The sequence below is a fragment of the Achromobacter sp. JD417 genome, from assembly GCF_041879325.1.
Classification (GTDB): domain Bacteria; phylum Pseudomonadota; class Gammaproteobacteria; order Burkholderiales; family Burkholderiaceae_B; genus Achromobacter; species Achromobacter mucicolens.
In genome coordinates this window covers 3,334,911-3,357,952 of the sequence record NZ_CP087159.1, presented here as the reverse complement: position 1 = coordinate 3,357,952, position 23,042 = coordinate 3,334,911, and the positions used below count along the sequence as shown (strand labels likewise).

The window sequence follows — 23,042 nt, the reverse complement described above, 5'->3', positions numbered from 1 at the left end:
CCAACCCATCCAGACCCGCCACCCGCTACTCCTTTTTTTGCCCCTTGGCGCTTGCCGCAAACTCATCGGCCAACCCCTTGAGCTCTTGCTTGTAGTCGTCCAACGACCCCTCATATCCCTCCAAATACAAATCCCGCCGCGCCTTTTCCATCGCCGCTGACGTGGCAGCCTGCCGTACAAACTCCGCCAGCTTCGTCCTGACGGGCTCTGGCGTTTCGCTGCGCACGGCGACGCTGTAGCTGCTGTGGAACACCATGTTCGGCACGCCAAGCTCTGCAAACGTCTTCACCCCGGGCAAATGACTGACGCTTCCTTCGCGGCCGGTATAGGCCAGCACCTTGACGTGCGGATTGTCCTTGACGCTTTGGGTGGTGCCGATCGTGGTGAAGTAGCCGTCGATCTGCCCGCCAAGAATCGCCGTCAGCCCTTCCGCGCCTCCCTTGAACGGAATTGGACGGTATTGCGTCCTCAGCCCTGAAGCCAGCCTCGCCGCAAGCGTGGAGTATGTGCCCACGCCGAGGTCGGCGACGCCAATGTCCAATTCCCGGTTAATGCCCTTCAAGTCTTCCAGGCGGTTCCAGCCTCGCTCGGACGGCACGATGAAGGCGTAGCTGCTCTGGCCCAGGGGCGCCAGGATTTCAAAGTCGGAGAACTCATAATCCGCGGCGGGTGTCGTGATTTTTGCGCTGTAGAAGCCTTCGGCGTGGACCAGCAAGGTGTATCCGTCCGCGGGCCTGTTCCTGACGGCCATGATGCCGATGGCAGAGCCAGCGCCTGGCCGGTTTTCGACGACGACCGGTTGGCCCATGATCGTGCCTAATTGTTGGGCGAACGCGCGCGAGATGGCGTCGGTGGCGGCGCCCGGTGGATACGGGACGACGAGGCGGACTGGTTTCGACGGATAAGCGGTTTGCGCGGCAGCCCCGAACGAAAACAATGCGCTGAGGACTGCGCTGCCCAGCAGCAAGCGGCGGCGTGTGACGATAGGCATGTGTTGCTCTTTTTCAGTTGTCTCCGCCTGAAAGTGTATCGATCGCCCAGCCGCCGATCTCCGCGATATTCCGCAGAACTCTTCTGCAAGAAATGAAGGAAAAAGGCATTGCGATTTGCTCCCTTCCCTGCCCTGCGATCCGGACAAGGATCTGCAGCCCAACGCACGACTAAGCGCGGCGGGCGGCACCGGCGTGGCCATATGCCGGCAATTGCGCTCGATGGGCGGTTGGTTCCGGGTTTCGCCAGGAACGCCCTGAAGCAGTGCGGCCGAACTACCGCCTTTAGCTCTTCTTGGGGTCGTCTCAGAAAACGGAAAATAAAGCACGCTAAGGCATAGCCGAACCTGCCAAGCTTGCTCCACCCTGTAGTGACGCGATCAGCGGGCAGGAAACGTTCCCCCTTCGCGCATGGCAGGCGCACACCAACTCAGACAGCACGGCCTCCATGCGCGCCAGGTCAGCCATTTTCTCGCGCACGTCCTTGAGCTTGTGCTCGGCCAGACTGCTGGCTTCCTCGCAATGGGTGCCATCCTCCAGCCGCAGCAGCTCGGCGATCTCATCCAGGCTGAAGCCCAGCCGCTGGGCTGATTTCACGAAGCGCACCCGCGTTACATCCGCCTCGCCATAGCGGCGGATGCTGCCATAGGGCTTGTCAGGCTCCAGCAACAAGCCCTTGCGCTGATAGAAACGGATGGTCTCCACATTGACCCCGGCCGCCTTGGCGAAAACGCCAATGGTCAGGTTCTCCAAATTGTTTTCCATATCGCTTGACTCCGTACATGAGTACGGAAGTAAGGTTACGCTATCCAATTTCAATTCGAAAGGACAAGCGCATGTCTGAACCAAAAACCGGGCGCGGCGCGCTCTTCACTGGAGGGCTTGCCGCCATCCTCGCCTCGGCTTGCTGCCTCGGGCCGTTGGTTCTGATCGCCTTGGGGTTCAGCGGCGCTTGGATCGGCAACTTGGCGGTGTTGGAACCCTATCGCCCCATCTTTATCGGCGTGGCGCTGGTGGCGTTGTTCTTCGCCTGGCGGCGCATCTACCGGCAGGCAGCGGCCTGCAAACCGGGTGAGGTCTGCGCGATTCCCCAAGTGCGAGCTACTTACAAGCTCATTTTCTGGATCGTGGCCGCGCTGGTTCTGGTCGCGCTCGGATTTCCCTACGTCATGCCATTTTTCTACTGATCGGAGTTCACCATGAAGAAACTGTTTGCCTCCCTCGCCCTCGCCGCCGTTGTTGCCCCCGTCTGGGCCGCCACCCAGACCGTCACGCTGTCCGTACCGGGCATGACCTGCTCCGCCTGCCCGATCACTGTCAAGAAGGCGATTTCCAAGGTCGAAGGCGTCAGCAAAGTTGACGTGACTTTCGAGACACGCCAAGCGGTCGTCACCTTCGACGATGCCAAGACCAGCGTGCAGAAGCTGACCAAGGCAACCGCAGACGCGGGCTATCCGTCCAGCGTCAAGCAGTGAGTCACTGAAAACGGCACCGCAGCACAACGGACGTCATTGTCTGGCGCCACAAACGATAAAGGATCTGTTGCATGACCCATCTAAAAATCACCGGCATGACTTGCGACTCGTGCGCGGCGCACGTCAAGGAAGCGCTGGAAAAAGTGCCAGGCGTGCAGTCGGCGCTGGTGTCCTATCCGAAGGGCACAGCGCAACTCGCCATCGTGCCGGGCACATCGCCGGACGCGCTGACTGCCGCCGTGGCCGGACTGGGCTACAAGGCAACGCTAGCCGATGCGCCACTGGCGGACAACCGCGTCGGACTGCTCGACAAGGTGCGGGGATGGATGGCCGCCGCCGAAAAGCACAGTGGCAACGAGCCCCCGGTGCAGGTAGCGGTCATTGGCAGCGGTGGAGCCGCGATGGCGGCGGCGCTGAAAGCCGTCGAGCAAGGCGCGCAGGTCACGCTGATCGAGCGCGGCACCATCGGCGGCACCTGCGTCAATGTCGGCTGTGTGCCGTCCAAGATCATGATCCGCGCCGCCCACATCGCCCATCTGCGCCGGGAAAGCCCGTTCGATGGCGGTATTGCGGCAACTGTGCCTACGATTGACCGCAGTAAGCTGCTGGCCCAGCAGCAGGCCCGCGTCGACGAACTGCGGCACGCCAAGTACGAAGGCATCCTGGGCGGTAATCCGGCCATCACCGTTGTGCACGGTGAGGCGCGCTTCAAGGACGACCAGAGCCTTACCGTCCGTTTGAACGAGGGTGGCGAGCGCGTCGTGATGTTCGACCGCTGCCTGGTCGCCACGGGTGCCAGCCCGGCGGTCCCGCCGATTCCGGGCTTGAAAGAGTCACCCTACTGGACTTCCACCGAGGCCCTGGCGAGCGACACCATTCCCGAACGCCTTGCCGTAATCGGCTCGTCGGTGGTGGCGCTGGAGCTGGCGCAAGCCTTTGCCCGGCTGGGCAGCAAGGTCACGGTCCTGGCGCGCAATACCTTGTTCTTCCGTGAAGACCCGGCCATCGGCGAGGCGGTGACAGCCGCTTTCCGTGCCGAGGGCATCGAGGTGCTGGAGCACACGCAAGCCAGCCAGGTCGCCCATATGGACGGTGAATTCGTGCTGACCACCACGCACGGTGAATTGCGCGCCGACAAACTGCTGGTTGCCACCGGTCGGACACCGAACACGCGCAGCCTCGCGCTGGACGCAGCGGGGGTCACTGTCAATGCGCAAGGTGCCATCGCCATCGACCAAGGCATGCGCACGAGCAACCCGAACATCTACGCGGCCGGCGACTGCACCGACCAGCCGCAGTTCGTCTATGTGGCGGCAGCGGCCGGCACCCGTGCCGCGATCAACATGACCGGCGGCGATGCGGCGCTCGACCTGACCGCAATGCCGGCCGTGGTGTTCACCGATCCGCAAGTGGCGACCGTGGGCTACAGCGAGGCGGAAGCCCACCACGACGGGATCGAGACCGACAGCCGCACCTTGACCTTGGACAACGTGCCGCGTGCGCTCGCCAACTTCGACACACGCGGCTTCATCAAGTTGGTTATCGAGGAAGGCAGCCATCGGCTGATCGGCGTACAGGCGGTCGCGCCGGAAGCGGGTGAACTGATCCAGACGGCGGCTCTGGCCATTCGCAACCGCATGACGGTGCAGGAACTGGCCGACCAGTTGTTCCCCTACCTGACGATGGTCGAGGGGTTGAAGCTCGCGGCGCAGACCTTCAACAAGGATGTGAAGCAGCTTTCCTGCTGCGCCGGGTGAGAAAAAGGAGGTGTTCAATGAACGCCTACACGGTGTCCCGGCTGGCTCTTGATGCCGGGGTGAGCGTGCATATCGTGCGCGACTACCTGCTGCGCGGATTGCTGCGCCCGGTGGCGTGCACACCAGGCGGCTACGGCTTGTTCGATGACGCCGCCTTGCAACGGCTGTGCTTCGTGCGGGCGGCCTTCGAGGCGGGCATCGGCCTCGACGCGCTGGCGCGGCTGTGCCGGGCGCTGGATGCGGCGGACGGCGACGAAGCGGCCGCGCAGCTTGCCCTGCTGCGTCAGTTCGTCGAGCGTCGGCGCGAAGCGTTGGCCGATCTGGAAGTGCAGTTGGCCACCCTGCCGACCGAGCCGGCACAGCACGCGGAGAGTCTGCCATGAACAACCCCGAGCGCTTGCCGTCCGAGACGCACAAACCGATCACCGGCTACCTGTGGGGCGGACTGGCTGTGCTGACTTGCCCCTGCCACCTGCCCATCCTCGCTGTCGTGCTGGCCGGCACAACCGCCGGTGCTTTCCTCGGCGAGCATTGGGTCATCGCGGCGCTCGGTTTGACCGGCCTGTTCCTTCTGTCCCTGTCGCGGGCGTTGCGGGCATTCAGGGAAAGAGAATGAGCGCTTTCCGGCCGGATGGATGGACGACGCCGGAACTGGCCCAAGCGGTCGAGCGCGGGCAGCTTGAACTGCACTACCAGCCCGTCGTCGATCTGCGCAGTGGTGGGATTGTCGGCGCGGAAGCCCTGTTGCGCTGGCGTCATCCGACGCTTGGACTATTGCCACCGGGCCAGTTCCTGCCCGTGGTCGAATCGTCCGGCCTGATGCCTGAAATCGGCGCTTGGGTGCTGGGCGAAGCCTGCCGCCAGATGCGTGACTGGCGAATGCTGGCATGGCGACCGTTCCGGCTGGCCGTCAATGTTTCGGCGAGCCAAGTGGGACCGGACTTCGACGGGTGGGTAAAGGGCGTGCTGGCTGATGCCGAGTTGCCCGCCGAGTATCTCGAAATCGAGCTGACCGAATCGGTCGCGTTTGGTGATCCGGCGATCTTCCCCGCCCTGGACGCCTTGCGGCAGATCGGTGTGCGCTTCGCCGCCGATGACTTCGGGACGGGGTATTCCTGTCTGCAACATCTGAAGTGCTGCCCAATCAGCACGCTCAAGATCGACCAATCGTTTGTCGCCGGGCTCGCCAACGACCGCCGCGACCAAACCATCGTGCACACCGTGATTCAGCTTGCGCACGGGCTGGGCATGGATGTGGTGGCTGAAGGCGTGGAAACATCGGCGAGTCTTGATCTATTGCGACAAGCGGACTGCGACACAGGACAAGGCTTCCTGTTCGCGAAGCCAATGCCGGCGGCGGCATTCGCCGTCTTCGTCAGTCAATGGAGGGGTGCCACCATGAATGCAAGTGACTCGACCACCACCAGTTGCTGCGTGTGCTGCAAGGAAATCCCGCTCGATGCCGCCTTCACCCCGGAAGGCGCGGAATACGTCGAGCACTTCTGCGGGTTGGAGTGTTATCAACGCTTCGAAGCGCGTGCCAAGACAGGGAACGAAACCGATGCCGATCCGAACGCCTGCGACTCGCTACCGTCAGATTGAGGCATACCCTAACCGGATGTCAGGGTAGACTGCCTCACAACGTCAGAATAGAGTCGGTTGTGTTATTTATTGACACTAGCTGAAAAAGGTCATAGATTTCTTCCTGACATTTTCGTCCAGGGAGGCATCTTGCAGGGTCAACGCATCGGCTACGTCCGGGTCAGCAGCTTCGACCAGAACCCGGAACGGCAACTTGAACACGTCGAAGTCGGCAAGGTGTTCACCGACAAGGCGTCGGGCAAGGACACCCAGCGGCCCGAGCTTGATTCGCTGCTGGCCTTCGTGCGCGAAGGCGACACCGTGGTGGTTCACAGCATGGATCGCTTGGCGCGCAACCTCGATGACTTGCGCCGCCTCGTGCAAAAGCTCACCAAGCGCGGCGTGCGCATCGAGTTCGTCAAGGAGAGCCTGACCTTCACCGGCGAGGATTCGCCGATGGCGAACCTGATGCTGTCGGTCATGGGGGCGTTCGCTGAATTCGAGCGGGCCTTGATCCGCGAGCGGCAGAGGGAAGGCATCGCGCTCGCCAAGCAACGCGGAGCCTACCGGGGCCGCAAGAAAGCGCTGTCGCCCGAACAGGTAGCCGATCTGCGGCAGCGGGCCGCCGCCGGCGAACAAAAAGCGAAGCTGGCCCGCGAGTTTGGTGTCAGCCGGGAGACCCTGTATCAATACTTGAGAGCGGATCAGTAAATATGCCACGTCGTTCCATTCTGTCCGCCGCCGAGCGGGAAAGCCTGTTGGCGTTGCCGGATACCAAGGACGACTTGATCCGATACTACACGTTCAGCGATACCGACCTCTCCATCATCCGGCAACGGCGCGGGCCTGCGAACCGCTTGGGCTTTGCAGTTCAGCTCTGCTACCTGCGCTTTCCCGGCATCCTCCTTGGCGTCGATGAGCCGCCGTTTCCGCCCTTGCTGAAACTGGTCGCCGACCAGCTCAAGGTCAGTGTCGAAAGCTGGGGCGAGTACGGGCAGCGGGAGCAGACCCGGCGCGAGCATCTGGTCGAGTTGCAAACGGTGTTCGGCTTCCAGCCCTTCACCATGAGCCACTACCGGCAGGCCGTCCACACGCTGACCGAGCTGGCCATGCAAACCGACAAGGGCATTGTGCTGGCCAGCGCCTTGATCGAGCATCTGCGGCGGCAGTCGGTCATTCTGCCTGCCCTCAACGCCGTCGAGCGGGCGAGCGCCGAAGCGATCACCCGCGCCAACCGGCGCATCTACTACGCCTTGGCCGAACCACTGTCGGACGCGCATCGCCGCCGCCTCGACGATCTGCTCAAGCGCCGGGACAACGGCAAGACGACTTGGCTGGCCTGGCTGCGCCAGTCACCCGTCAAGCCCAATTCGCGGCATATGCTGGAGCACATCGAACGACTCAAGGCATGGCAGGCGCTCGATCTGCCTACCGGCATCGAGCGGCTGATCCACCAAAACCGGCTGCTCAAGATCGCCCGCGAGGGCGGCCAGATGACACCCGCCGACCTGGCCAAGTTCGAGGCGCAGCGGCGCTACGCGACCCTGGTGGCGCTCGCCATTGAAGGCATGGCCACCGTCACCGACGAAATCATCGACCTGCACGACCGCATCCTGGGCAAGCTGTTCAACGCCGCCAAGAACAAGCATCAGCAGCAGTTCCAGGCGTCCGGCAAGGCGATCAACGCCAAGGTGCGGCTGTTCGGGCGTATCGGTCAGGCACTGATCGAGGCCAAGCAATCGGGCCGCGATCCGTTTGCCGCCATCGAGGCCGTCATGTCCTGGGACGCCTTCGCCGAGAGCGTCACCGAAGCGCAGAAGCTCGCGCAGCCCGAGGACTTCGATTTCCTGCACCGCATCGGCGAGAGCTACGCCACGCTGCGTCGCTACGCGCCGGAATTCCTCGCCGTGCTCAAGCTGCGGGCCGCGCCCGCTGCCAAGGATGTGCTGGAGGCCATCGAAGTGCTGCGCAACATGAACAGCGACAACGCCCGCAAGGTGCCCGCCGACGCGCCAACCGATTTCATCAAGCCGCGCTGGCAGAAGCTGGTGATGACCGACACCGGCATCGATCGGCGCTACTACGAACTGTGCGCGCTGTCGGAGATGAAAAACGCCCTGCGCTCCGGCGACATCTGGGTGCAGGGATCGCGCCAGTTCAAGGACTTCGAGGACTACCTGGTGCCACCCGCGAAATTCGCCAGCCTCAAGCAGGCCAGCGAATTGCCGCTGGCCGTGGCCACCGATTGCGACCAGTACCTGCATGACCGGCTGACGCTGCTGGAAACGCAGCTCGCCACCGTCAACCGCATGGCGCTGGCCAACGAGCTGCCGGACGCCATCATCACGGAGTCGGGCCTGAAGATCACGCCGCTCGATGCGGCGGTGCCCGACACCGCGCAGGCGCTGATCGACCAGACAGCAATGATCCTGCCGCACGTCAAGATCACCGAACTGCTGCTGGAGGTAGACGAATGGACAGGCTTCACCCGGCACTTCGCGCACCTGAAATCGGGCGACCTGGCCAAGGACAAGAACCTGCTGCTGACCACGATCCTGGCCGACGCCATCAACCTGGGTCTGACCAAGATGGCGGAGTCCTGCCCCGGAACGACCTACGCCAAGCTCGCCTGGCTCCAAGCCTGGCATACCCGCGACGAAACCTATTCGTCGGCGCTGGCCGAACTGGTCAATGCGCAGTTCCGGCATCCCTTCGCCGAGCACTGGGGCGACGGCACCACGTCATCGTCGGACGGCCAGAATTTCCGAACCGGCAGCAAGGCCGAGAGCACTGGCCACATCAACCCGAAATATGGCAGCAGTCCTGGGCGGACTTTCTACACCCACATCTCCGACCAGTACGCGCCATTCCACACCAAGGTGGTCAATGTCGGCGTGCGCGACTCGACCTATGTGCTCGACGGCTTGCTGTACCACGAGTCCGACCTGCGCATCGAGGAGCACTACACCGATACGGCAGGATTCACCGATCATGTATTTGGCCTGATGCACCTGCTGGGCTTCCGCTTTGCGCCGCGCATCCGCGACCTGGGCGACACCAAGCTGTTCATCCCCAAGGGCGACACCGTCTACGACGCGCTCAAGCCGATGATTAGCAGCGACAGACTGAACATCAAGGCTATTCGCGCCCATTGGGATGAAATTCTACGGCTGGCCACGTCGATCAAGCAGGGCACGGTGACGGCTTCGCTGATGCTGCGCAAGCTCGGCAGCTATCCGCGCCAGAACGGCCTGGCCGTGGCCCTGCGCGAGCTGGGGCGTATCGAGCGCACGCTGTTCATCCTGGATTGGTTGCAAAGCGTGGAGCTGCGCCGTCGCGTGCACGCTGGGCTGAACAAGGGCGAAGCCCGCAATGCGCTGGCCCGCGCCGTGTTCTTCAACCGTCTGGGTGAAATCCGCGACCGCAGCTTTGAGCAGCAGCGCTACCGTGCCAGCGGCCTCAACCTGGTGACGGCGGCCGTCGTGCTATGGAACACGGTCTATCTGGAACGGGCTGCGCACGCGCTGCGGGGCAACGGCCACGCCGTCGATGACGCGCTGTTGCAGTACCTGTCGCCGCTCGGCTGGGAGCACATCAACCTGACCGGCGATTACCTCTGGCGCAGCAGCGCCAAGATCGGCGCGGGCAAGTTCAGGCCGCTGCGGCCGTTGCAACCTGCTTAGCGTGCTTTATTTTCCGTTTTCTGAGACGACCCCTTCTTGGCGATTCGCTTCCCGGCTAAGATTTTTCCTCGCCGGTCGCCGATCCAGTCTGTCCAGGATCGGTTGACCCCATAGCCGCCCACCGCGCACGCCATCGCCGGCTGGAATATTCGGCCAATGCGCACATCACCAAGGTTCGGGAAATGACCACAACCTATTTTGGCTTGCCTGTCGTGAAAGACCGATTGGTGCGTCTCGAAGACATCCGTCGCCTCCCGTTCTACGCATTCTGGGAAGAAAGCAGCCGAGGGTCGGCGATGTGCGAAGGCGATGAGGGAGAGCTTTTCGTCTATCTGAACGACTGGGAGGCATTCTCCGACTTGTTCATCAAGACCGGCAAGCATCGCCACAGCGGTTAGACTGCAAAAAAATGGGCGCTCCGCGGAGCGCCCAGATCCTTGCGTTGCCGCGCGGCCTACACCTTGCCGGGCAATGCGTAGGCGATCACGTAGTCGCCACGGTCGGGCGAGTTGCGCGCCCCGCCGGCCGAGATGACGAGGTATTGCTTACCGTCGACGGTCGACTTGTAGCTGATGGGCGTACCCTGGCTGCCGACCGGCAGACGGACCTTCCACACTTCCTTGCCGGTGCCGGCGTCGTAGGCGCGCAGGTAGTAGTCCTGCGTGGCGGCGATGAACACGAGGCCGCCTTGCGTGGCGAGCGTGCCGCCGATGGTGGGCATGCCGATGGGGATCGGCAGGCCCAGCTTCATGCCGAAGGGGCCGGTGTCCTGCACGGTGCCGACCGGCACCTGCCAGACCATCTTCTGCGTCTTCAGATCCACGGCGGTCAGCGTGCCGAACGGCGGCGCCTGGCACGGGATTTCCAGCGGAGACATGAATCGCACCTTGGCGTTGATCGCGTAAGGCGTGCCGGCCAGGGCCACGGGGCCCTGGATTGCGGCGGCTTCATTGCCGTCGCCCTTCTTGGCGTTGGCGCCGGCTTCGACCAGCTGCACTTCCAGGCCGACGCGCATGTCGTTGATGAACAGGTAGCCGTTGACCGGGTCGATCGAAATGCCGCCCCAGTTCATGCCGCCCAGCGATCCGGGCAGGTTGAGGGATGCGTCGGTGCCCGGCGGGGTGAACAGGCCCGTGTAGCGCTTGGACTTGAAGTGGATGCGGCACAGCAGCTGATCGAACGGCGTGGCGCCCCACATGTCCGATTCCTTCAGGTCGTTGGCGCCGATCGAAGGCATGCCGACCGAAAAGGGTTGGGTCGGCGAGTAGGTTTCGCCGGGAATGTTGCCGGCCGGCACCTTGCGTTCCTCGACGCGGGTGAGCGGCTTGCCGGTCTGGCGGTCCAGCACGAAGATCTGGCCGGCCTTGGTGCCGAAGACGAGCGCGGGCACGTTCTTGCCGTCCACGGGGAACTCCGCGAACGTCGGCTGCATGGGCACGTCGAAGTCCCAGAGGTCGGCGTGCACGGTCTGGTAGACCCACTTTTCCTGGCCGGTGCTGGCGTCGACCGCCAGGACGGACGCGCCGTACTTGCGGTCCAGCGCGGTGTGCTTGACGCCCCACAGGTCCACGGCGGCGCTGCCCACGGGCATGAAGACCGTGTTGGACTGTGCGTCATACGACATCGGCGCCCACACGTTCGGGGTCGAGCGTGCGTACGTCTGGCCGTCGGCCGGCGCGGCCTTGTCTTGCGGATTGCCGGGGTCGAACGCCCAGCGCAGCTCGCCGGTGATGACATCAAAGCCACGCACCACGCCGCCAGGCATGTCGGTGCTGACGTTGTCCGCGACGCGGCCGCCGATCACGATGGTCGTGCCGGCCAGCGTCGGGGCCGAGGTCGGGTAGTACTCGCCCTTGTCGGCGCCCTTGCCCATGCCGGCGCGCAGGTCCACGCGGCCCGCTTTGCCGAAATCGGCGCAGAACGCGCCCGTGTCGGCGTCCAGCGCGATCAGTTCGGGCGTCACGCTGTTCATCAGGATGCGGCGGCGGCAGGTGGCGCCCGCGTCCAGGCTGACGGTCTTGACGGGCGTCGCGCCTTCGACGGTGGGCTGCTCCAGCGGCGCGTCGATGTCGAAATAAGCCAGGCCGCGGCAACGCATCCACTTCTTCTGCTTGGCGTTGATCTCGACCTTCCAGAGTTCCTTGCCCGTGGTCGCGTCCAGCGCGATCACGTTGTTGTGCGGGGTGCACAGGAACACGCGGTTGCCGATCTGCAGCGGAGTCTGCTGGTCTTCGGCGCCGCCGCCGCCGGGGCTGACGGGCGTATCGCCGGTGCGGTAGGTCCAGGCGACCTGCAGGTCCTTGACGTTGTCACGGGTGATCTGGTCCAGCGCCGCGAAGCGCGTGCCGCCGGCGGTGTTGCCGTAATGCGCCCAGTCCTTCTGTTCCTGGCCGGGTGCGACAGGCTTGAGCGCGAGGGTCTCGCCCTGCGAGAGTGGCGCGTGCGGCACGAACATGCCGGCAACTGTCGCAATGAACGCCAGCGCGAGCACGGCGGCGGCGATGCGGGACGGTGCGGGGTTGGCGGGCTGGTGCTGTGCGCGGCGCAGCAGCGGCTGCGACAGCGCCACCAGGATGCCAAAGCCTGCAAACACCAGGACACGCGACACGAGCGGCCAGAACTGCAGGCCGACCTCTGCGACCGCCCAGATGGCGGTGCCAATCAGCGCCAGCGCGTACAGCAGACCGCCGCTGGCGCGGCGGCGCGCGATCTGGATGCCGGAGATGGCCAGCACTACGCCGCAGATCACGAAATACCAGCTACCGTCCAGCGCCACGAGGCGCGCACCCTGGTAGCCGAAAAAGAGTCCGGCCGCCAGAATGCAGGCGCCCAGCACGAACAGCCACGCTTTTGCGAGCGCGGACAGGTCTTTATGTTGTTGATTCATAGGGGATTCCAAAACGATACGGCCATGCAGCCGGCAATGCGGCCCAACGACCGGCCCAGAGTATAAGGGTTTCTCCTTACGCCGGGAGGGGCTGCCGGGCGTATCGCTTCGTCACTCCTCGGTCTGACCGAGTTCGATGCGGTGCTGCGTGCGCAGCGCCTTGGCCAGCAGATAGCCTTTGTTGTGCTCGTTCGGAAATACGCCCGTCAGGCGGCAACCGCTGACCTGGATGCCCATGCGTTCGAGCTGGGTGCGCTTGTCGGGATTGTTTGTCAGCAGTTCAAGATTATCGACGCCCAATGCCCGCAGCATCTGGGCGGCCGGCGTGTAGTCGCGGTCGTCCAGGCCGTGGCCCAGTTCCAGGTTGGCGGTGTAGGTGTCGTACCCCAGTTCCTGCAGCCGGTAGGCGTCAAGCTTGGAATACAGGCCGATGCCGCGCCCTTCCTGGCGCAGGTACAGCAGATAGCCGCCCTCCTGGCTCATGAGGCGCAACGCTTCCTGAAGCTGGGGACCGCAGTCGCAGCGCAGCGATCCGAAGACATCGCCCGTCATGCACTCGGAGTGCAGCCGCACGAGCGGTCGCGGGCCGGGTTGCCCGAATTTGAGGGCTAGATGATCGCGCGCGTCGGCCAGACCATGAAAGCTGTAAGCCAGCGCCAGCGCCTCGGTGCCATCGGCAAGGCGGATGGGCAACCGGACGGTGGCGCGGATGGAGGCTTCGGGCAGTTGGACCGCGGCGGGGGACGTTACGGGATTCACGACAAACAGGCACGGGTATCGAATCGGAGGTCGACAGGATAACGTATGCGCCCGCCGCGCGCGCTTTACATCACGCGGACGCTGTCGACGTCGAACTCGACGTTGTTGCGGTCACGGTCCAGTTCGCCACGCAGCTCGACCTGGGTCTTGTCGTCGATCTTCTGGCCCGCCGGGAAGTCCTCGTGATCGATTTCGACGCGAATCGGGCCCGTGCCGTCGTCAAAGGTGTAGTGATCGTCACCGTCGTGCGACACGATGCGGCCGCGCAGGATGGCGTTCTGGTCGTCCCGGCCATTGGCCAGGAGTTCCTTGACTGTCGTGACGGCAACCGTACTGGGGCCGCTGTAGCCTTGGGCAGCGGGTTTGCCGGTGCTGGGGCCCGTGTAGCCCTGGGCGTGCGCCACGCCCGCCACGGTGGCGCCCGCGAGGACGGCGCTGGCCAGGAACGTGCGGAGGAATGAGGAACGACGAGAGATCTGGGTCATGGTGCGGCTCCTTGCGCGGATTGCGCTTCGCTGTTGAACATGTCGCCATTTGACGCCCCGAAGATGAAGCAGACCTTATCCCTGCGCGGGGACGCGGATTGTTGCGTCACCCGTTCATGTCTAGCGGCAGCAACAGCGTGACGCCCAACCCCCGGCCGTCCAGCCCCGGACCGAAGCGTAGTTCCGCGCGATGCATGGTGGCCACGCGCGCCACAATGGACAGACCCAGGCCGTTGCCCGGCACGTTTGTGCCCAGGACGCGGTAAAAGCGCTGCGTCAGCCGCTCCAGATCGGCTGGGGCCACGCCCTCCCCGTCGTCCTTCACGCTGAGCGCGACGTGCTGCCCGGCGCGTTCGGCCGCGACCCGGACCTGTCCGCCCTCGCGGCCGTACGACACCGCGTTATGGATGAGGTTGCGCAACGCGGTAAAAAGCGCGTCCCGGTTGCCGACCAGTTGCTTTTCGCGCGCCGCAATCGTGATCGTGGCGCCGCGCGCCGCCGCCGCGGGCGCGCAGGCGTCCACCGCATCCTGCAGCAGGCTGGGGACGTCGATGCGCTCGCGCGGCATGGCGTCGGCCGATTGCGGGTCCAGCCGGGCAAGTTGCAGCAGGTTTTCGACCAGGCTCGTCGTGCGCATCATGTCGGCGCGCAGGCGCTGCAATTGCGCGGCCAGCGCCGGCGCCTCGCCGGCCGGATGGCTGCGTTGCAGGACCTGGATCCGCGACGCCAGGGCCGCGAGCGGCGTGCGCAGCTCATGCGCCGCATCCGCCGTGAAGCGCCTTTCGGCTTCAAGCGCGTGGTCCAACCGGCCAAGCAGACGGTTCAGGGCTGCCGTGATGGACTGCACTTCATGCGCCCTGCTCTCTTCGGCCACCGGCGACAGGTCGGACGGCGATTTGGTCTCGATGCCGCGCGCCATGCGCGCAAGCGGCCTGAGCAGACGCCAGATCAGGAACCAGTTGATCAGTCCAAGCAGGACCCACAGGCCGACCAGCGGCCACGCCAAGGACTCGAGCATGTCCCAGATGAGATCGGTGCGTTCGTCCATCTCCTGACCGACCTGCGCCGAAAAACCCAGGGAGTCATGATGGCGCACGTAGACGCGCCAATCCTCGCCGTCGGCACGTACGTCGTAATAGCGGTCGCCGCGCCGGTCCGGCGGCACGAACGGCCGCTTGGGCGCGTCTTCACCCCGCAGCAGCACGTCGCCCGTGCGCGAGACCAACTGATAGTCCAGCCGAAGCGCCGGCTGCGTGTCGCCAGCGGCGGGTTGGCCCGCCGTCCGGCCGATGCTGCCCTCGCCCAGTGCCAGGACCAGCCGCGCGCCCTCTTCCAGCCAGTCGTCATAGGCGTCGTTGACCTCCTTGCGCGCGATGGCCAGCACGATCACGGTGCTGACCAGCCCCACCAGGATGCTGGAACCGAGCGTCGTGCCGATCAGGCGCCGCCGCAGGGAATAGCCGCGCTCGGCCCGGGGAGTCTTGTTGCGCCAGCGCATCTCAGTCCGCCAGCCTATAGCCCTGGCGGCGCACCGTCTTGATCAGGTCCGAAGACAGCTTGCGCCGCAGGTTGTAGATGTGGACTTCGATCGTGTTGCTTTCGACTTCGTCGCCCCAGCCATACAGCGCCTCTTCCAGCTGCGCGCGTGACAAGATATGGCCCGGGCGCCGGATGAGCGCGTGCAGGATGGCGAATTCGCGCGCCGTCAGCTCGACCGGCGTCCCATTGAAGCGCACCTGCTTGGCCGCCACGTCCAGCAAGACGCCACCATGCTCGAGCGCAGGGGTGGCGTGGCCGTCGCGGCGGCGCAGCGCAGCGCGGATGCGCGCCGACAGTTCGTCCAGGTCGAAAGGCTTGACGAGGTAGTCGTCCGCGCCCAAATCCAGGCCTTCGATACGGTCGGGCACCGCGTCGCGGGCGGTGATCATGATGGCCGGCACGTTGTCGCGGCGCGCTCGCAGCCGCCGCAGCAGGTCGTCCCCCGAGACGCCGGGCAGGCCGCGGTCGATCAACACGCAGTGGTAGTCGTGGGCGGCCAGCGCCGTTTCGGCAAGATCGCCGCGCGTCACGCGGTCGACCACATAGCCGTCGAGCTCCAGCCAGGATTCGATCGACTCGCCCAGGGATACATCGTCTTCGGCCAGTAGGATACGCATGCGCCGACTATACGCGACAGGATGAAGAGAATCTTAAGACGGTCATGGCGCGGTCAATCCGCCAAGAGCTGGTGCTGCGCCCGCCCATGGCGCGCTGTCTCGGCACGGGCAATTAATCTCCGCATGCCGCCATGCGGAGATTAGATGCCATATTCTCCGCAGCCGGCCCGAATCGCAGTCCGGATGCGGATCCCGGGCGGCTTCAGATGCCGCCGACGCGGCTCACGCCGCCCTGGGTGACCACCTGAACGCGCTGGCCGGTCGAGATTGGCACATCCGCTTCCTGTGTGATGACGCGCACGTCGCCTGAATCCAGGCGCACGGTGATTTCCAGGCCCGCGCGGCGCATGCTGGCGTTTTCGACTGCGTTGCCCGCCATGGCGCCGCCGACTGCGCCGCCGACGGTGGTGATGCGTCGTCCGGAGCCGCCGCCCACGGCGTTGCCGGCGACGGCGCCCAGCGCGCCACCCGCGATCATGCCCATGCCCGAGGTCTGGCTGGCCTGGATGGTGACGGGCCGCACGCCAATGACGTAGCCGAGGGTGACGGTCTGGGCGCGCTGCGCCTGGTCGAAGGTGTAGACGCGTGAGGACGCAGAGGGATTGGCGCAGCCAGCAAGGATGGCGGCAAGGCCAAGGATGCCGCCTGCGGCGAGAAGGGTCAGGCGGCTACGCGGGGCGGCCTGCTGAGGCTTTTGCATGATGGGGTCTCCGGAACGGCGGAAATGGGAAATCCAGGCCTAGCGCGGACGCGCCGGCGAGGCCGCAGGCGCGGGCGCCGGTGCGGGCGCAGGCGCAGCCGCGGATGGCTGGGCGCTGGCGCGCATGAACTTCCCATTCGCATCGAAGCCGCCTATGGCGCGGCCATTGAAGAACACGACGCGCCGCGCGGTCCACTGCGGCTGGTCGGGGCCAAGCTGGTCGTAGGCAGCCACGTCAAAGTCGTACTCCCAACCCGACATCGGCTTGCCGTCCTCGCCCGCAAACGTGGTCTTCTTCACGGATTCCGCATATCCCTTGTCGCGATAGCTGACATACCGGGTGGGCGGCATGGAATCGCGCAGCGTCGACATGTACTGGTACAGGTCTTCATCGCTGGGCGGCGTGCCGTACTTGGCCAGATCGTTCTTCGTCGCGACCGTGCCGGCGCAACCGGCCAGCACGCACGTGGACAAGACAAGGAATAGCCTTTTCATCGGGATTGCTCCTAAGTACGCGTTCGCGCCCTGATTGCGGACGCACAGCGGCTAGCCGGGTAGCGCTTGGGGAATCTTCAGGGGGTGGGACCGGCGGGACGGCTGGCCGCGCCCCGGAAGGCGGTGCGCAACAGGCTGAGCAGAAAGCCGCCCGTCAGCATGCCCAGGATGTAGACGCCGACGACGAGAACCGACGTCGGCAAGGTGATGGTGGTTGTCCAGAGCGTCAGGGTGACGGAATCGAAATTCTGGACCTTGAACGACAGGACCATCGCCGTGAGCAACACAATCAATACGATGTACAGGTATCTCATGGGGCACCTTTCGTATTCGCTGTCTTAACCGCCCCGAACCCGCCCGGGGGCCTGTCGTGCGAAAAACTATGCCACTCATCGGTCCGGAAAACAAGAAACATTGTTCACCGCCGCAAACAGGAACAGAATGGCTCTCGCCGTGAAAACGGCAAGTGTGGCCGGCCCATCATCGAATAGCCGCGTCCCGCGGTCTATCGTTTTGGGCTGCTTTTTGGGGACACCTCATGGAAGCGATCAAGGATTGTTGCATGGCTGGGCACCCTCTGAACCTGGACCGGCGCGGCTGGTTGAAGGCGGGCGTTGCCGCCGGAACGGCTGCGGTGATGGCAGGCGTGGCAGTCGCCCCGAACGACGCGCAGGCGGCGTCGTTATCGCAGGCACAGCGCGACGCAATGACGCCGGACCAGGTGATTGACATGATGAAGCGGGGCAATGCGCGCTTTCGCGCGGGCAAGCCCCAGAAGCACGATTACCTTGCGCAGAAGCGGTCCAGCGCCCTGGGCCAATACCCGGCGGCGGTCATCCTGAGCTGCATCGACTCGCGCGCGCCCGCCGAGATCATTCTGGACACGGGCATCGGCGAAACCTTCAACGGGCGGATCGCAGGCAACATTTCCAACAACGACCTGCTCGGCAGCATGGAGTTTGCCTGCGCGGCGGCGGGCGCCAAGGTGATCCTCGTCATGGGGCATACGGCTTGCGGCGCGGTGGCCGGCGCGATCGACAATGTTCAGCTCGGCCATCTGACCGGATTGCTCGACGTCATCAAGCCAGCGGTCGAGGCCACCAAGTACACGGGCGACCGCAGCGGCAAGAATGCGCAATTCGTGGACGCGGTGGCGCGGACCAACGTTCAGCTCACCGTCGAGTCCATCCGCAAGAACAGCCCCATTCTTGCGGGGCTGGAAAAGGAAGGAAAGATCAAGATCGTCGGGTCGATGTACGACCTCACCAACGGCATGCTGACCTTCATGGCATAGCCCGCCCCCGACGTCGCCGTACCGCGGGCGGGCGTGCCTCTCAATGAGCCGCGCCCGTCCCGCCCGTGCCCTCAGGGCGTGCGGCTCAGGCTGTACACAGAGGCAGGCGGCAGGTTCATCGGCACGAATCGCACGCGCCGGGCGTGAAGTCCGCAGTCATCGAGCACGCGCGCCGAGATCGGGCATTTCACGCCATACGTGAAGAAGTGCATGGATGCGCCCGGCGGCATTGCCTCGAAGACGGCGGTAAGCAGCTTGTGGTGATGCGCGCCGCTCATGTTGCGTAGCGGCAGGCCGCAAATCGCCGCGCCGATCCCGTGCAGTTCAGGATGGCTGTCGCGCGACAGGTCCTGGGCAGGCACCTGCAGCACGGCCGCCTCTGGAAACTGGCTGCGCAGGCTGGAGCTCATGTCCGAGTCCTGCTCCACCAGTACCAGATTGGATGGCGCAACGCCCCGGCGCAGCATTTCTCGGGTGAACACGCCAGTCCCGCAGCCTAGTTCGAGGACCTTGCCGGCGCGCGGCGGGATCGATTCGGTGATGGCCGCGGCCAGCGCGGCACTGGAAGGCGCAACCGCGCCGACCGCCGAGGGGTTGGAAAGCAGTGCCTTGACAAACTGCTTGCGCTCCAAAAACCAATTCATGGCCGAGCCGGCCGGCTTGTGGCGGGCTAGGGTCTTGATGGGCGGCAAGGAAAACATCGATGCGTCTACCTCCGGGGGACGTCATTGTCAGACAGACCTTACCTTCGGTCGGCGGGCCCGACCGGCAACGGTGCGTAAGCACGCCTTTCATTTGGAGAGCATCGAATCCGGAAACGAACAAGCCGTATCCGATTTCTCGGATACGGCCTGTTGCCAAACCAGCCGGTCAGACGGCGGGGCTTAGACGCCTGACTTAGACGGCGGGCTTAAACGGCGGGCTTAGACCCCCACGACCGAGACGGCCTTGGTGACCAGATACGCCTCAAGCGCTTCGGGACCGCCTTCGGAACCGTAGCCGGAATCCTTAACGCCGCCAAAGGGCAGCTCGGCCGAGGGCGTTGCGGGCTGGTTGACCCAGAGCATGCCCACTTCGAGGCGGCGCGACAGCTCGTGCACCGTCTTGATCGACCGGGTGAAACCATAAGCCGCCAGGCCGAACGGCAGGCGGTTGGCTTCGCGGATGGCTTCGTCCAGGGTTTCGAAGCTGCGGATCGCCGCGATGGGACCAAACGGCTCTTCGTTGAAAATATCGGCCTCGAGCGGCACGTCGGTCAGGATCGTCGGGGCGAAGAAATTACCGGCGCCACCCACGCGCTGCCCACCGGTGGCCACGCGTGCGCCCTTCTCTGCCGCGTTCTTGACGATCTTGTCCATGGCCGCCAGGCGGCGGTCGTTGGCCAGCGGGCCCAGCGTGGTGCCTTCGGTCAGGCCATCGCCCAGCTTGAGCTTTTCGGCGTGCGCGATGAAAGCCTGCTCGAATGCCGCCTTGACGTTCTTGTGCACCAGGAAACGGGTCGGCGAAATGCAGACCTGGCCGGCGTTGCGGAATTTCGCGCCGCCCGAGGCCTTGACGGCCAGTTCGACGTCGGCGTCCTCGGCCACGATGACCGGGGCGTGACCGCCCAGTTCCATCGTGACGCGCTTCATGTGGCGGCCAGCCAGCGCGGCCAGTTCCTTGCCGACCGGGGTGGAGCCGGTGAAGGTGACCTTGCGGATGATCGGGTGCGGAATCAGGTAGCTGGAGATCTCGGCCGGCGAGCCGAACACCAGGCCCAGCACGCCCTTCGGGATGCCGGCGTCGACAAAGCAGTTGAGCAGCGCGGCAGGCGACGCCGGGGTTTCCTCGGGCGCCTTCACGAGGAAGGAGCAGCCCGTGGCCAGCGCGGCGCCCAGCTTGCGCACGATCTGGTTGACCGGGAAGTTCCAAGGCGTGAACGCGGCGACGGGGCCGACGGGTTCCTTGATGACCAATTGCTGGGCCGCCGGGTTGCGCGACGGCACGATGCGGCCGTAGACGCGCAGGGCTTCATTGGCAAACCAGTCGATGATGTCGGCGCCCGCCAGCACTTCGCCGCGCGCCTCGGCCAACGGCTTGCCCTGCTCTTGCGTCAAGAGGCGCGCCACGTTGTCCGCGCGCTCGCGCAGCAGGACGGCCGCCTTGCGCATGACCGCGCAACGCTCATGCGCGGACGTGTCGCGCCACGTCTCGAAACCGCGTTGCGCTGCCGCCAGCGCCGCGTCCAGGTCCTCGCGGGAGGCGCTGGCCACCTGGCCGATCTTCTGGCCGGTGGCGGGGTTCACGACGTCGATGCGCGCGCCACCTCGGGCCTCGCGCCATTCGTTGTCGATCAGGAGAAGAGTATCTGGGTAACCGTTCATGAATGCTCCGTGGTTGAAATGCGGCCGTCACGTGTCAGTCGATTCGGGCAAGCGGGGCCGAAACGCCCGGCGCCTGCCGTATCGTAAGTGTTTGGGAGGGAGACGGGAAGTGGGCCGCCTTCGGACCGTCCGGCTGGCGGTCCGGCGCGCAAGGCCGGATCTGGGCACGCCGCTTGCTGTAGGCGTTTCGCCTTTCATCACTTAACCCTGATTGCGGAGGCTCCCATGAGCTCACCGGAACCCGTTCTCTCGCCGACGCCGGTCGGCAACACCTTGATTTCCTTGGGGATTGCGCGCGCCGCCCCACCCGCCCACATCGCGGAAGGCCGAGTCCCCTGCCCCGCGGCCGCCAATGATGAAATTCCGCCCGAGGCGCAATCGGCGGGACAGGCCGAAGCGCCGGCACGTGTGCCGCTGAGCGCCTGGCTGTCGCTGGCGTTTTATGCCATTGGCACGGCGCTTCTGTTTAGTCTGGGCGTGGCCTACCGCCTGTTCGCGTGACCGTTCAAGCCGCCTGGGCGAGCGCTTCGCGCGCGGCCTGTACCAGTTTGCGGTCGGAGAGCCGGTAGGCAGTCAGCGGCCCGCCCGTCACGCAGCCCGTGTCCAGGCACACGGCGTCCGTGCGCACGAGCAGCCCCAGCGTCGCCCAGTGGCCGAAAACGATGGTGTTGCCGGCGTCCGCGCGCCGCGGCAGGTCATACCACGGCAACGTTCCGCGAGGCCAGCGCCCTGGGCTGGACTTGGCGCCAGGCGCCAGGGCCGCATTGCGGGTGCAAAGCCGCATACGCGTGAATGCGCTGGCGATGAAGCGCAGGCGTTGCTGTGTATCCAGGTTGGCGCTCCACGCCAGCGGCGCGGTGCCGATCAGCGTGCGCATGTGGCGGCGCCAGTCATCGTCGCGAAGCATGTCCTGGACCTCGCCGGCCAGCGCCACCGCTTGGGCCACGTCCCATCCGGGAAAGAGCCCGGCATGCACGAGGACATGCCTGTCCTGCACGTGAATCAGCGGTTGCGCGCGCAGCCAATCCAGCAATTCGTACGCATCCGGCGCGTCGAACAGATCATTCAACGTGTCGCGGGGGTCTGGGCGCAGGCAACCTGCGGCCACGCCCAGGGCGCGCAGGTCGTGGTTACCCAGCACCACGGTCGCGCGGTCGCCCAGGGCCATGACCCGGCGCAAGACCTCGGCATTGGCAGGACCGCGGTTGATCAGGTCGCCCACGAACCAGAACCGGCAGGTTGGGTCTGCCGCGATTTCGGGGCTGGCCAGCAGCGCGTCCAGCGACGGGCAGCAGCCATGCACGTCGCCGATCGCCCAGATGGCGGGCACTTGTCCGTGCGGTGCGTCATCCACCAATGTGGAGTTCGCGTCAACGGTCGTGGGTGTCGTGATGGTGGGTCGGCTTGATGGTTGTCTTACCGGTCTGCGTCGCATGTGTTGTCCTTGCCGCTGGCCATTTCCTGGCACGAATGGATGAATTTCGTGCCAGAACGGCCAGCAAGCCCCATACCCATGCAAACGTTTGCATCCAAGGCGGCCGGATGCCGCAGCCGAAGCGCCCCCGGGTTGGCGCGCCCGGGCGTGGTTATCCTTCCTTTTTGCGCCGCCCCCACACGGATTCCTGGCGGTAGGAGTCCGCTTGGCATAGCGTGCGGTAGAACATGGCGCCCGCGCCAATGAAATTGCCCAGCTCCTTCTCCGACAGCTTCGGCGCGACGCCTTCCAGGTACCCCGCGTAAATGGACAGCACCCGGTCCCATTCGTCCAGCCGGGGCGCCGGCGCGGACACCGAGATCATCAGTGCCAAGAGCTCATCGCGCTGCATGATTGCCTCCTGTACAGGCCGGCACGCCGGCCGTCATTGCCCCCGGGTCATGCGCGTCAATACACGCCGCCCGTCCCTGCCGCGGTGCAGGAAGGCCATCATGACGTGGCCCGCCGCCGCCGCGAGAAGCGTCCAGCCCAGCAGTCCGTGCCAGGCATTGGCCAACTCGACCAGCGCTTCGATTTCCTGGTCGCGCGGGCTGAAGACCGGGATGCCGAAGGCCGAATAGCCCCTGCCCCGGCCATATGCCCGCAACAGTCCCAATGTGGGAATGGCGATCATCATGAGGTACAGGAGCAAGTGACCGAAGCCCGCCATCAGGCCGCTGTTCGGACGGCGTCCCAGGTTGGCGAGGGCCCACGCGCCGCGTACGACGACCAGGATCAGCAGCAACAGACCCAGCGACGTGTGCGACGCCCAGAAGAAGTCCTCGATGGGAGTGTCCGGAAAGAATTGCCGCGCCGCCGCGCTGGTGAACTGCCACGCCAGCAGCACCGCCATGAGCCAATGCAGGACACGGCTGACGATTCCATACCCGTCCGGGCGGTCCATCATGCTGGATTGCGCAACAGGCGGTGGCATAGGGCGACTC

26 protein-coding genes are annotated in these 23,042 nt (G+C 65.0%); 11 read left to right on the top strand and 15 right to left on the bottom strand.

From position 1 onward, the window contains the following. Positions 1 to 25: 25 nt before the first annotated feature. On the bottom strand, positions 26 to 991 hold the full coding sequence (locus tag LN047_RS15385) for a Bug family tripartite tricarboxylate transporter substrate binding protein (protein WP_373979479.1): 966 nt from the start codon (positions 989 to 991) through the stop codon (positions 26 to 28). Between the two features lie 328 nt (positions 992 to 1,319). Beyond that, positions 1,320 to 1,754: a mercury resistance transcriptional regulator MerR gene (locus LN047_RS15380; protein WP_003131969.1), complete on the bottom strand. Its 435-nt coding sequence runs from the start codon at positions 1,752 to 1,754 to the stop codon at positions 1,320 to 1,322. A gap of 71 nt (positions 1,755 to 1,825) precedes the next feature. Between LN047_RS15380 and merT the strand changes: the two genes are divergently transcribed. The 9 genes from merT (at position 1,826) to LN047_RS15335 (ending at position 9,883) form a co-directional block, all read left to right on the top strand. Then, complete coding sequence (gene merT, locus LN047_RS15375) at positions 1,826 to 2,176, top strand: mercuric ion transporter MerT (RefSeq protein ID WP_003131974.1); 351 nt, start codon at positions 1,826 to 1,828, stop codon at positions 2,174 to 2,176. Between the two features lie 12 nt (positions 2,177 to 2,188). Further along, positions 2,189 to 2,464 carry a mercury resistance system periplasmic binding protein MerP gene (merP, locus tag LN047_RS15370; RefSeq protein ID WP_003131987.1) on the top strand — a complete coding sequence of 92 codons (276 nt, stop codon included), beginning with the start codon at positions 2,189 to 2,191 and terminating at the stop codon, positions 2,462 to 2,464. 71 nt (positions 2,465 to 2,535) lie between these two features. Further along, the gene (gene merA / locus LN047_RS15365) at positions 2,536 to 4,221 is read left to right on the top strand and encodes a mercury(II) reductase (protein ID WP_003158917.1); all 1,686 of its coding nucleotides are present in this window, start codon (positions 2,536 to 2,538) and stop codon (positions 4,219 to 4,221) included. 17 nt (positions 4,222 to 4,238) lie between these two features. Further along, a complete protein-coding gene (gene merD, locus LN047_RS15360) occupies positions 4,239 to 4,604 on the top strand; it encodes a mercury resistance co-regulator MerD (RefSeq protein WP_000995360.1) in 366 nt (121 codons plus the stop codon). Continuing rightward, on the top strand, positions 4,601 to 4,837 hold the full coding sequence (gene merE / locus LN047_RS15355; RefSeq protein WP_003132004.1) for a broad-spectrum mercury transporter MerE: 237 nt from the start codon (positions 4,601 to 4,603) through the stop codon (positions 4,835 to 4,837). Before merD ends, merE begins: the two co-directional genes overlap by 4 nt. After that, positions 4,834 to 5,823, top strand: coding sequence for a DUF3330 domain-containing protein (locus LN047_RS15350; RefSeq protein WP_003132006.1), 990 nt, complete (start codon positions 4,834 to 4,836; stop codon positions 5,821 to 5,823). Before merE ends, LN047_RS15350 begins: the two co-directional genes overlap by 4 nt. A 129-nt stretch (positions 5,824 to 5,952) precedes the next feature. Beyond that, positions 5,953 to 6,513 carry a recombinase family protein gene (locus LN047_RS15345; RefSeq protein WP_011239984.1) on the top strand — a complete coding sequence of 187 codons (561 nt, stop codon included), beginning with the start codon at positions 5,953 to 5,955 and terminating at the stop codon, positions 6,511 to 6,513. A gap of 2 nt (positions 6,514 to 6,515) precedes the next feature. Further along, positions 6,516 to 9,485 carry a Tn3 family transposase gene (locus LN047_RS15340; RefSeq protein ID WP_011239983.1) on the top strand — a complete coding sequence of 990 codons (2,970 nt, stop codon included), beginning with the start codon at positions 6,516 to 6,518 and terminating at the stop codon, positions 9,483 to 9,485. A gap of 182 nt (positions 9,486 to 9,667) precedes the next feature. Next, complete coding sequence (locus LN047_RS15335) at positions 9,668 to 9,883, top strand: hypothetical protein (RefSeq protein WP_373979478.1); 216 nt, start codon at positions 9,668 to 9,670, stop codon at positions 9,881 to 9,883. 56 nt (positions 9,884 to 9,939) lie between these two features. Here the strand turns inward: LN047_RS15335 and LN047_RS15330 are convergent, their stop codons facing one another. The 8 genes from LN047_RS15330 to LN047_RS15295 form a co-directional block, all read right to left on the bottom strand. Then, positions 9,940 to 12,372 carry a membrane-bound PQQ-dependent dehydrogenase, glucose/quinate/shikimate family gene (locus LN047_RS15330; protein WP_373979477.1) on the bottom strand — a complete coding sequence of 811 codons (2,433 nt, stop codon included), beginning with the start codon at positions 12,370 to 12,372 and terminating at the stop codon, positions 9,940 to 9,942. Positions 12,373 to 12,483: 111 nt separating this feature from the next. Further along, a complete protein-coding gene (gene ribA, locus LN047_RS15325) occupies positions 12,484 to 13,065 on the bottom strand; it encodes a GTP cyclohydrolase II RibA (RefSeq protein WP_369818500.1) in 582 nt (193 codons plus the stop codon). A gap of 131 nt (positions 13,066 to 13,196) precedes the next feature. Then, positions 13,197 to 13,616: a YgiW/YdeI family stress tolerance OB fold protein gene (locus LN047_RS15320; protein ID WP_373979476.1), complete on the bottom strand. Its 420-nt coding sequence runs from the start codon at positions 13,614 to 13,616 to the stop codon at positions 13,197 to 13,199. 106 nt (positions 13,617 to 13,722) lie between these two features. Then, complete coding sequence (locus LN047_RS15315) at positions 13,723 to 15,114, bottom strand: ATP-binding protein (protein ID WP_373979475.1); 1,392 nt, start codon at positions 15,112 to 15,114, stop codon at positions 13,723 to 13,725. 1 nt (position 15,115) lies between these two features. Further along, positions 15,116 to 15,772, bottom strand: a complete 657-nt coding sequence (locus LN047_RS15310) for a response regulator transcription factor (RefSeq protein ID WP_373979474.1) — start codon at positions 15,770 to 15,772, stop codon at positions 15,116 to 15,118. Between the two features lie 202 nt (positions 15,773 to 15,974). Next, positions 15,975 to 16,472 carry a glycine zipper 2TM domain-containing protein gene (locus LN047_RS15305; protein ID WP_152384482.1) on the bottom strand — a complete coding sequence of 166 codons (498 nt, stop codon included), beginning with the start codon at positions 16,470 to 16,472 and terminating at the stop codon, positions 15,975 to 15,977. A gap of 39 nt (positions 16,473 to 16,511) precedes the next feature. Continuing rightward, positions 16,512 to 16,967: a hypothetical protein gene (locus LN047_RS15300; protein WP_175155506.1), complete on the bottom strand. Its 456-nt coding sequence runs from the start codon at positions 16,965 to 16,967 to the stop codon at positions 16,512 to 16,514. Between the two features lie 77 nt (positions 16,968 to 17,044). Then, complete coding sequence (locus LN047_RS15295) at positions 17,045 to 17,281, bottom strand: DUF1049 domain-containing protein (protein ID WP_373979473.1); 237 nt, start codon at positions 17,279 to 17,281, stop codon at positions 17,045 to 17,047. A 248-nt stretch (positions 17,282 to 17,529) separates the two neighbouring features. Between LN047_RS15295 and LN047_RS15290 the strand changes: the two genes are divergently transcribed. Continuing rightward, positions 17,530 to 18,261 (top strand): carbonic anhydrase family protein, encoded by a 732-nt coding sequence (locus LN047_RS15290; RefSeq protein ID WP_373979472.1) that lies wholly within the window; start codon positions 17,530 to 17,532, stop codon positions 18,259 to 18,261. A gap of 71 nt (positions 18,262 to 18,332) precedes the next feature. Here the strand turns inward: LN047_RS15290 and LN047_RS15285 are convergent, their stop codons facing one another. Next, complete coding sequence (locus tag LN047_RS15285) at positions 18,333 to 18,905, bottom strand: class I SAM-dependent methyltransferase (RefSeq protein ID WP_373979471.1); 573 nt, start codon at positions 18,903 to 18,905, stop codon at positions 18,333 to 18,335. Positions 18,906 to 19,184: 279 nt separating this feature from the next. Next, positions 19,185 to 20,624, bottom strand: a complete 1,440-nt coding sequence (locus tag LN047_RS15280; protein ID WP_056317945.1) for an NAD-dependent succinate-semialdehyde dehydrogenase — start codon at positions 20,622 to 20,624, stop codon at positions 19,185 to 19,187. A gap of 225 nt (positions 20,625 to 20,849) precedes the next feature. Between LN047_RS15280 and LN047_RS15275 the strand changes: the two genes are divergently transcribed. Further along, the gene (locus tag LN047_RS15275; RefSeq protein WP_373979470.1) at positions 20,850 to 21,125 is read left to right on the top strand and encodes a hypothetical protein; all 276 of its coding nucleotides are present in this window, start codon (positions 20,850 to 20,852) and stop codon (positions 21,123 to 21,125) included. 4 nt (positions 21,126 to 21,129) lie between these two features. Here the strand turns inward: LN047_RS15275 and LN047_RS15270 are convergent, their stop codons facing one another. The 3 genes from LN047_RS15270 to LN047_RS15260 form a co-directional block, all read right to left on the bottom strand. Beyond that, entirely contained in the window at positions 21,130 to 21,954 is an 825-nt protein-coding gene (locus tag LN047_RS15270; RefSeq protein ID WP_373979469.1) for a symmetrical bis(5'-nucleosyl)-tetraphosphatase, read from the bottom strand. 256 nt (positions 21,955 to 22,210) lie between these two features. Next, a complete protein-coding gene (locus LN047_RS15265; protein ID WP_062839450.1) occupies positions 22,211 to 22,450 on the bottom strand; it encodes a hypothetical protein in 240 nt (79 codons plus the stop codon). A 33-nt stretch (positions 22,451 to 22,483) separates the two neighbouring features. Continuing rightward, complete coding sequence (locus tag LN047_RS15260) at positions 22,484 to 23,032, bottom strand: cytochrome b (protein ID WP_373979468.1); 549 nt, start codon at positions 23,030 to 23,032, stop codon at positions 22,484 to 22,486. Positions 23,033 to 23,042: the final 10 nt, after the last annotated feature.

Bases quoted from the DNA above. Each gene is read 5' to 3' on its own strand.
- LN047_RS15385 (WP_373979479.1), bottom strand. From the start codon at position 991: ATGCCTATCGTCACACGCCGCCGCTTGCTGCTGGGCAGCGCAGTCCTC.
- LN047_RS15380 (WP_003131969.1), bottom strand. From the start codon at position 1,754: ATGGAAAACAATTTGGAGAACCTGACCATTGGCGTTTTCGCCAAGGCG.
- merT (WP_003131974.1), top strand. From the start codon at position 1,826: ATGTCTGAACCAAAAACCGGGCGCGGCGCGCTCTTCACTGGAGGGCTT.
- merP (WP_003131987.1), top strand. From the start codon at position 2,189: ATGAAGAAACTGTTTGCCTCCCTCGCCCTCGCCGCCGTTGTTGCCCCC.
- merA (WP_003158917.1), top strand. From the start codon at position 2,536: ATGACCCATCTAAAAATCACCGGCATGACTTGCGACTCGTGCGCGGCG.
- merD (WP_000995360.1), top strand. From the start codon at position 4,239: ATGAACGCCTACACGGTGTCCCGGCTGGCTCTTGATGCCGGGGTGAGC.
- merE (WP_003132004.1), top strand. From the start codon at position 4,601: ATGAACAACCCCGAGCGCTTGCCGTCCGAGACGCACAAACCGATCACC.
- LN047_RS15350 (WP_003132006.1), top strand. From the start codon at position 4,834: ATGAGCGCTTTCCGGCCGGATGGATGGACGACGCCGGAACTGGCCCAA.
- LN047_RS15340 (WP_011239983.1), top strand. From the start codon at position 6,516: ATGCCACGTCGTTCCATTCTGTCCGCCGCCGAGCGGGAAAGCCTGTTG.
- LN047_RS15335 (WP_373979478.1), top strand. From the start codon at position 9,668: ATGACCACAACCTATTTTGGCTTGCCTGTCGTGAAAGACCGATTGGTG.
- LN047_RS15330 (WP_373979477.1), bottom strand. From the start codon at position 12,372: ATGAATCAACAACATAAAGACCTGTCCGCGCTCGCAAAAGCGTGGCTG.
- LN047_RS15320 (WP_373979476.1), bottom strand. From the start codon at position 13,616: ATGACCCAGATCTCTCGTCGTTCCTCATTCCTCCGCACGTTCCTGGCC.
- LN047_RS15315 (WP_373979475.1), bottom strand. From the start codon at position 15,114: ATGCGCTGGCGCAACAAGACTCCCCGGGCCGAGCGCGGCTATTCCCTG.
- LN047_RS15310 (WP_373979474.1), bottom strand. From the start codon at position 15,772: ATGCGTATCCTACTGGCCGAAGACGATGTATCCCTGGGCGAGTCGATC.
- LN047_RS15305 (WP_152384482.1), bottom strand. From the start codon at position 16,472: ATGCAAAAGCCTCAGCAGGCCGCCCCGCGTAGCCGCCTGACCCTTCTC.
- LN047_RS15300 (WP_175155506.1), bottom strand. From the start codon at position 16,967: ATGAAAAGGCTATTCCTTGTCTTGTCCACGTGCGTGCTGGCCGGTTGC.
- LN047_RS15295 (WP_373979473.1), bottom strand. From the start codon at position 17,281: ATGAGATACCTGTACATCGTATTGATTGTGTTGCTCACGGCGATGGTC.
- LN047_RS15290 (WP_373979472.1), top strand. From the start codon at position 17,530: ATGGCTGGGCACCCTCTGAACCTGGACCGGCGCGGCTGGTTGAAGGCG.
- LN047_RS15285 (WP_373979471.1), bottom strand. From the start codon at position 18,905: ATGAATTGGTTTTTGGAGCGCAAGCAGTTTGTCAAGGCACTGCTTTCC.
- LN047_RS15280 (WP_056317945.1), bottom strand. From the start codon at position 20,624: ATGAACGGTTACCCAGATACTCTTCTCCTGATCGACAACGAATGGCGC.
- LN047_RS15275 (WP_373979470.1), top strand. From the start codon at position 20,850: ATGAGCTCACCGGAACCCGTTCTCTCGCCGACGCCGGTCGGCAACACC.
- LN047_RS15265 (WP_062839450.1), bottom strand. From the start codon at position 22,450: ATGCAGCGCGATGAGCTCTTGGCACTGATGATCTCGGTGTCCGCGCCG.
- LN047_RS15260 (WP_373979468.1), bottom strand. From the start codon at position 23,032: ATGCCACCGCCTGTTGCGCAATCCAGCATGATGGACCGCCCGGACGGG.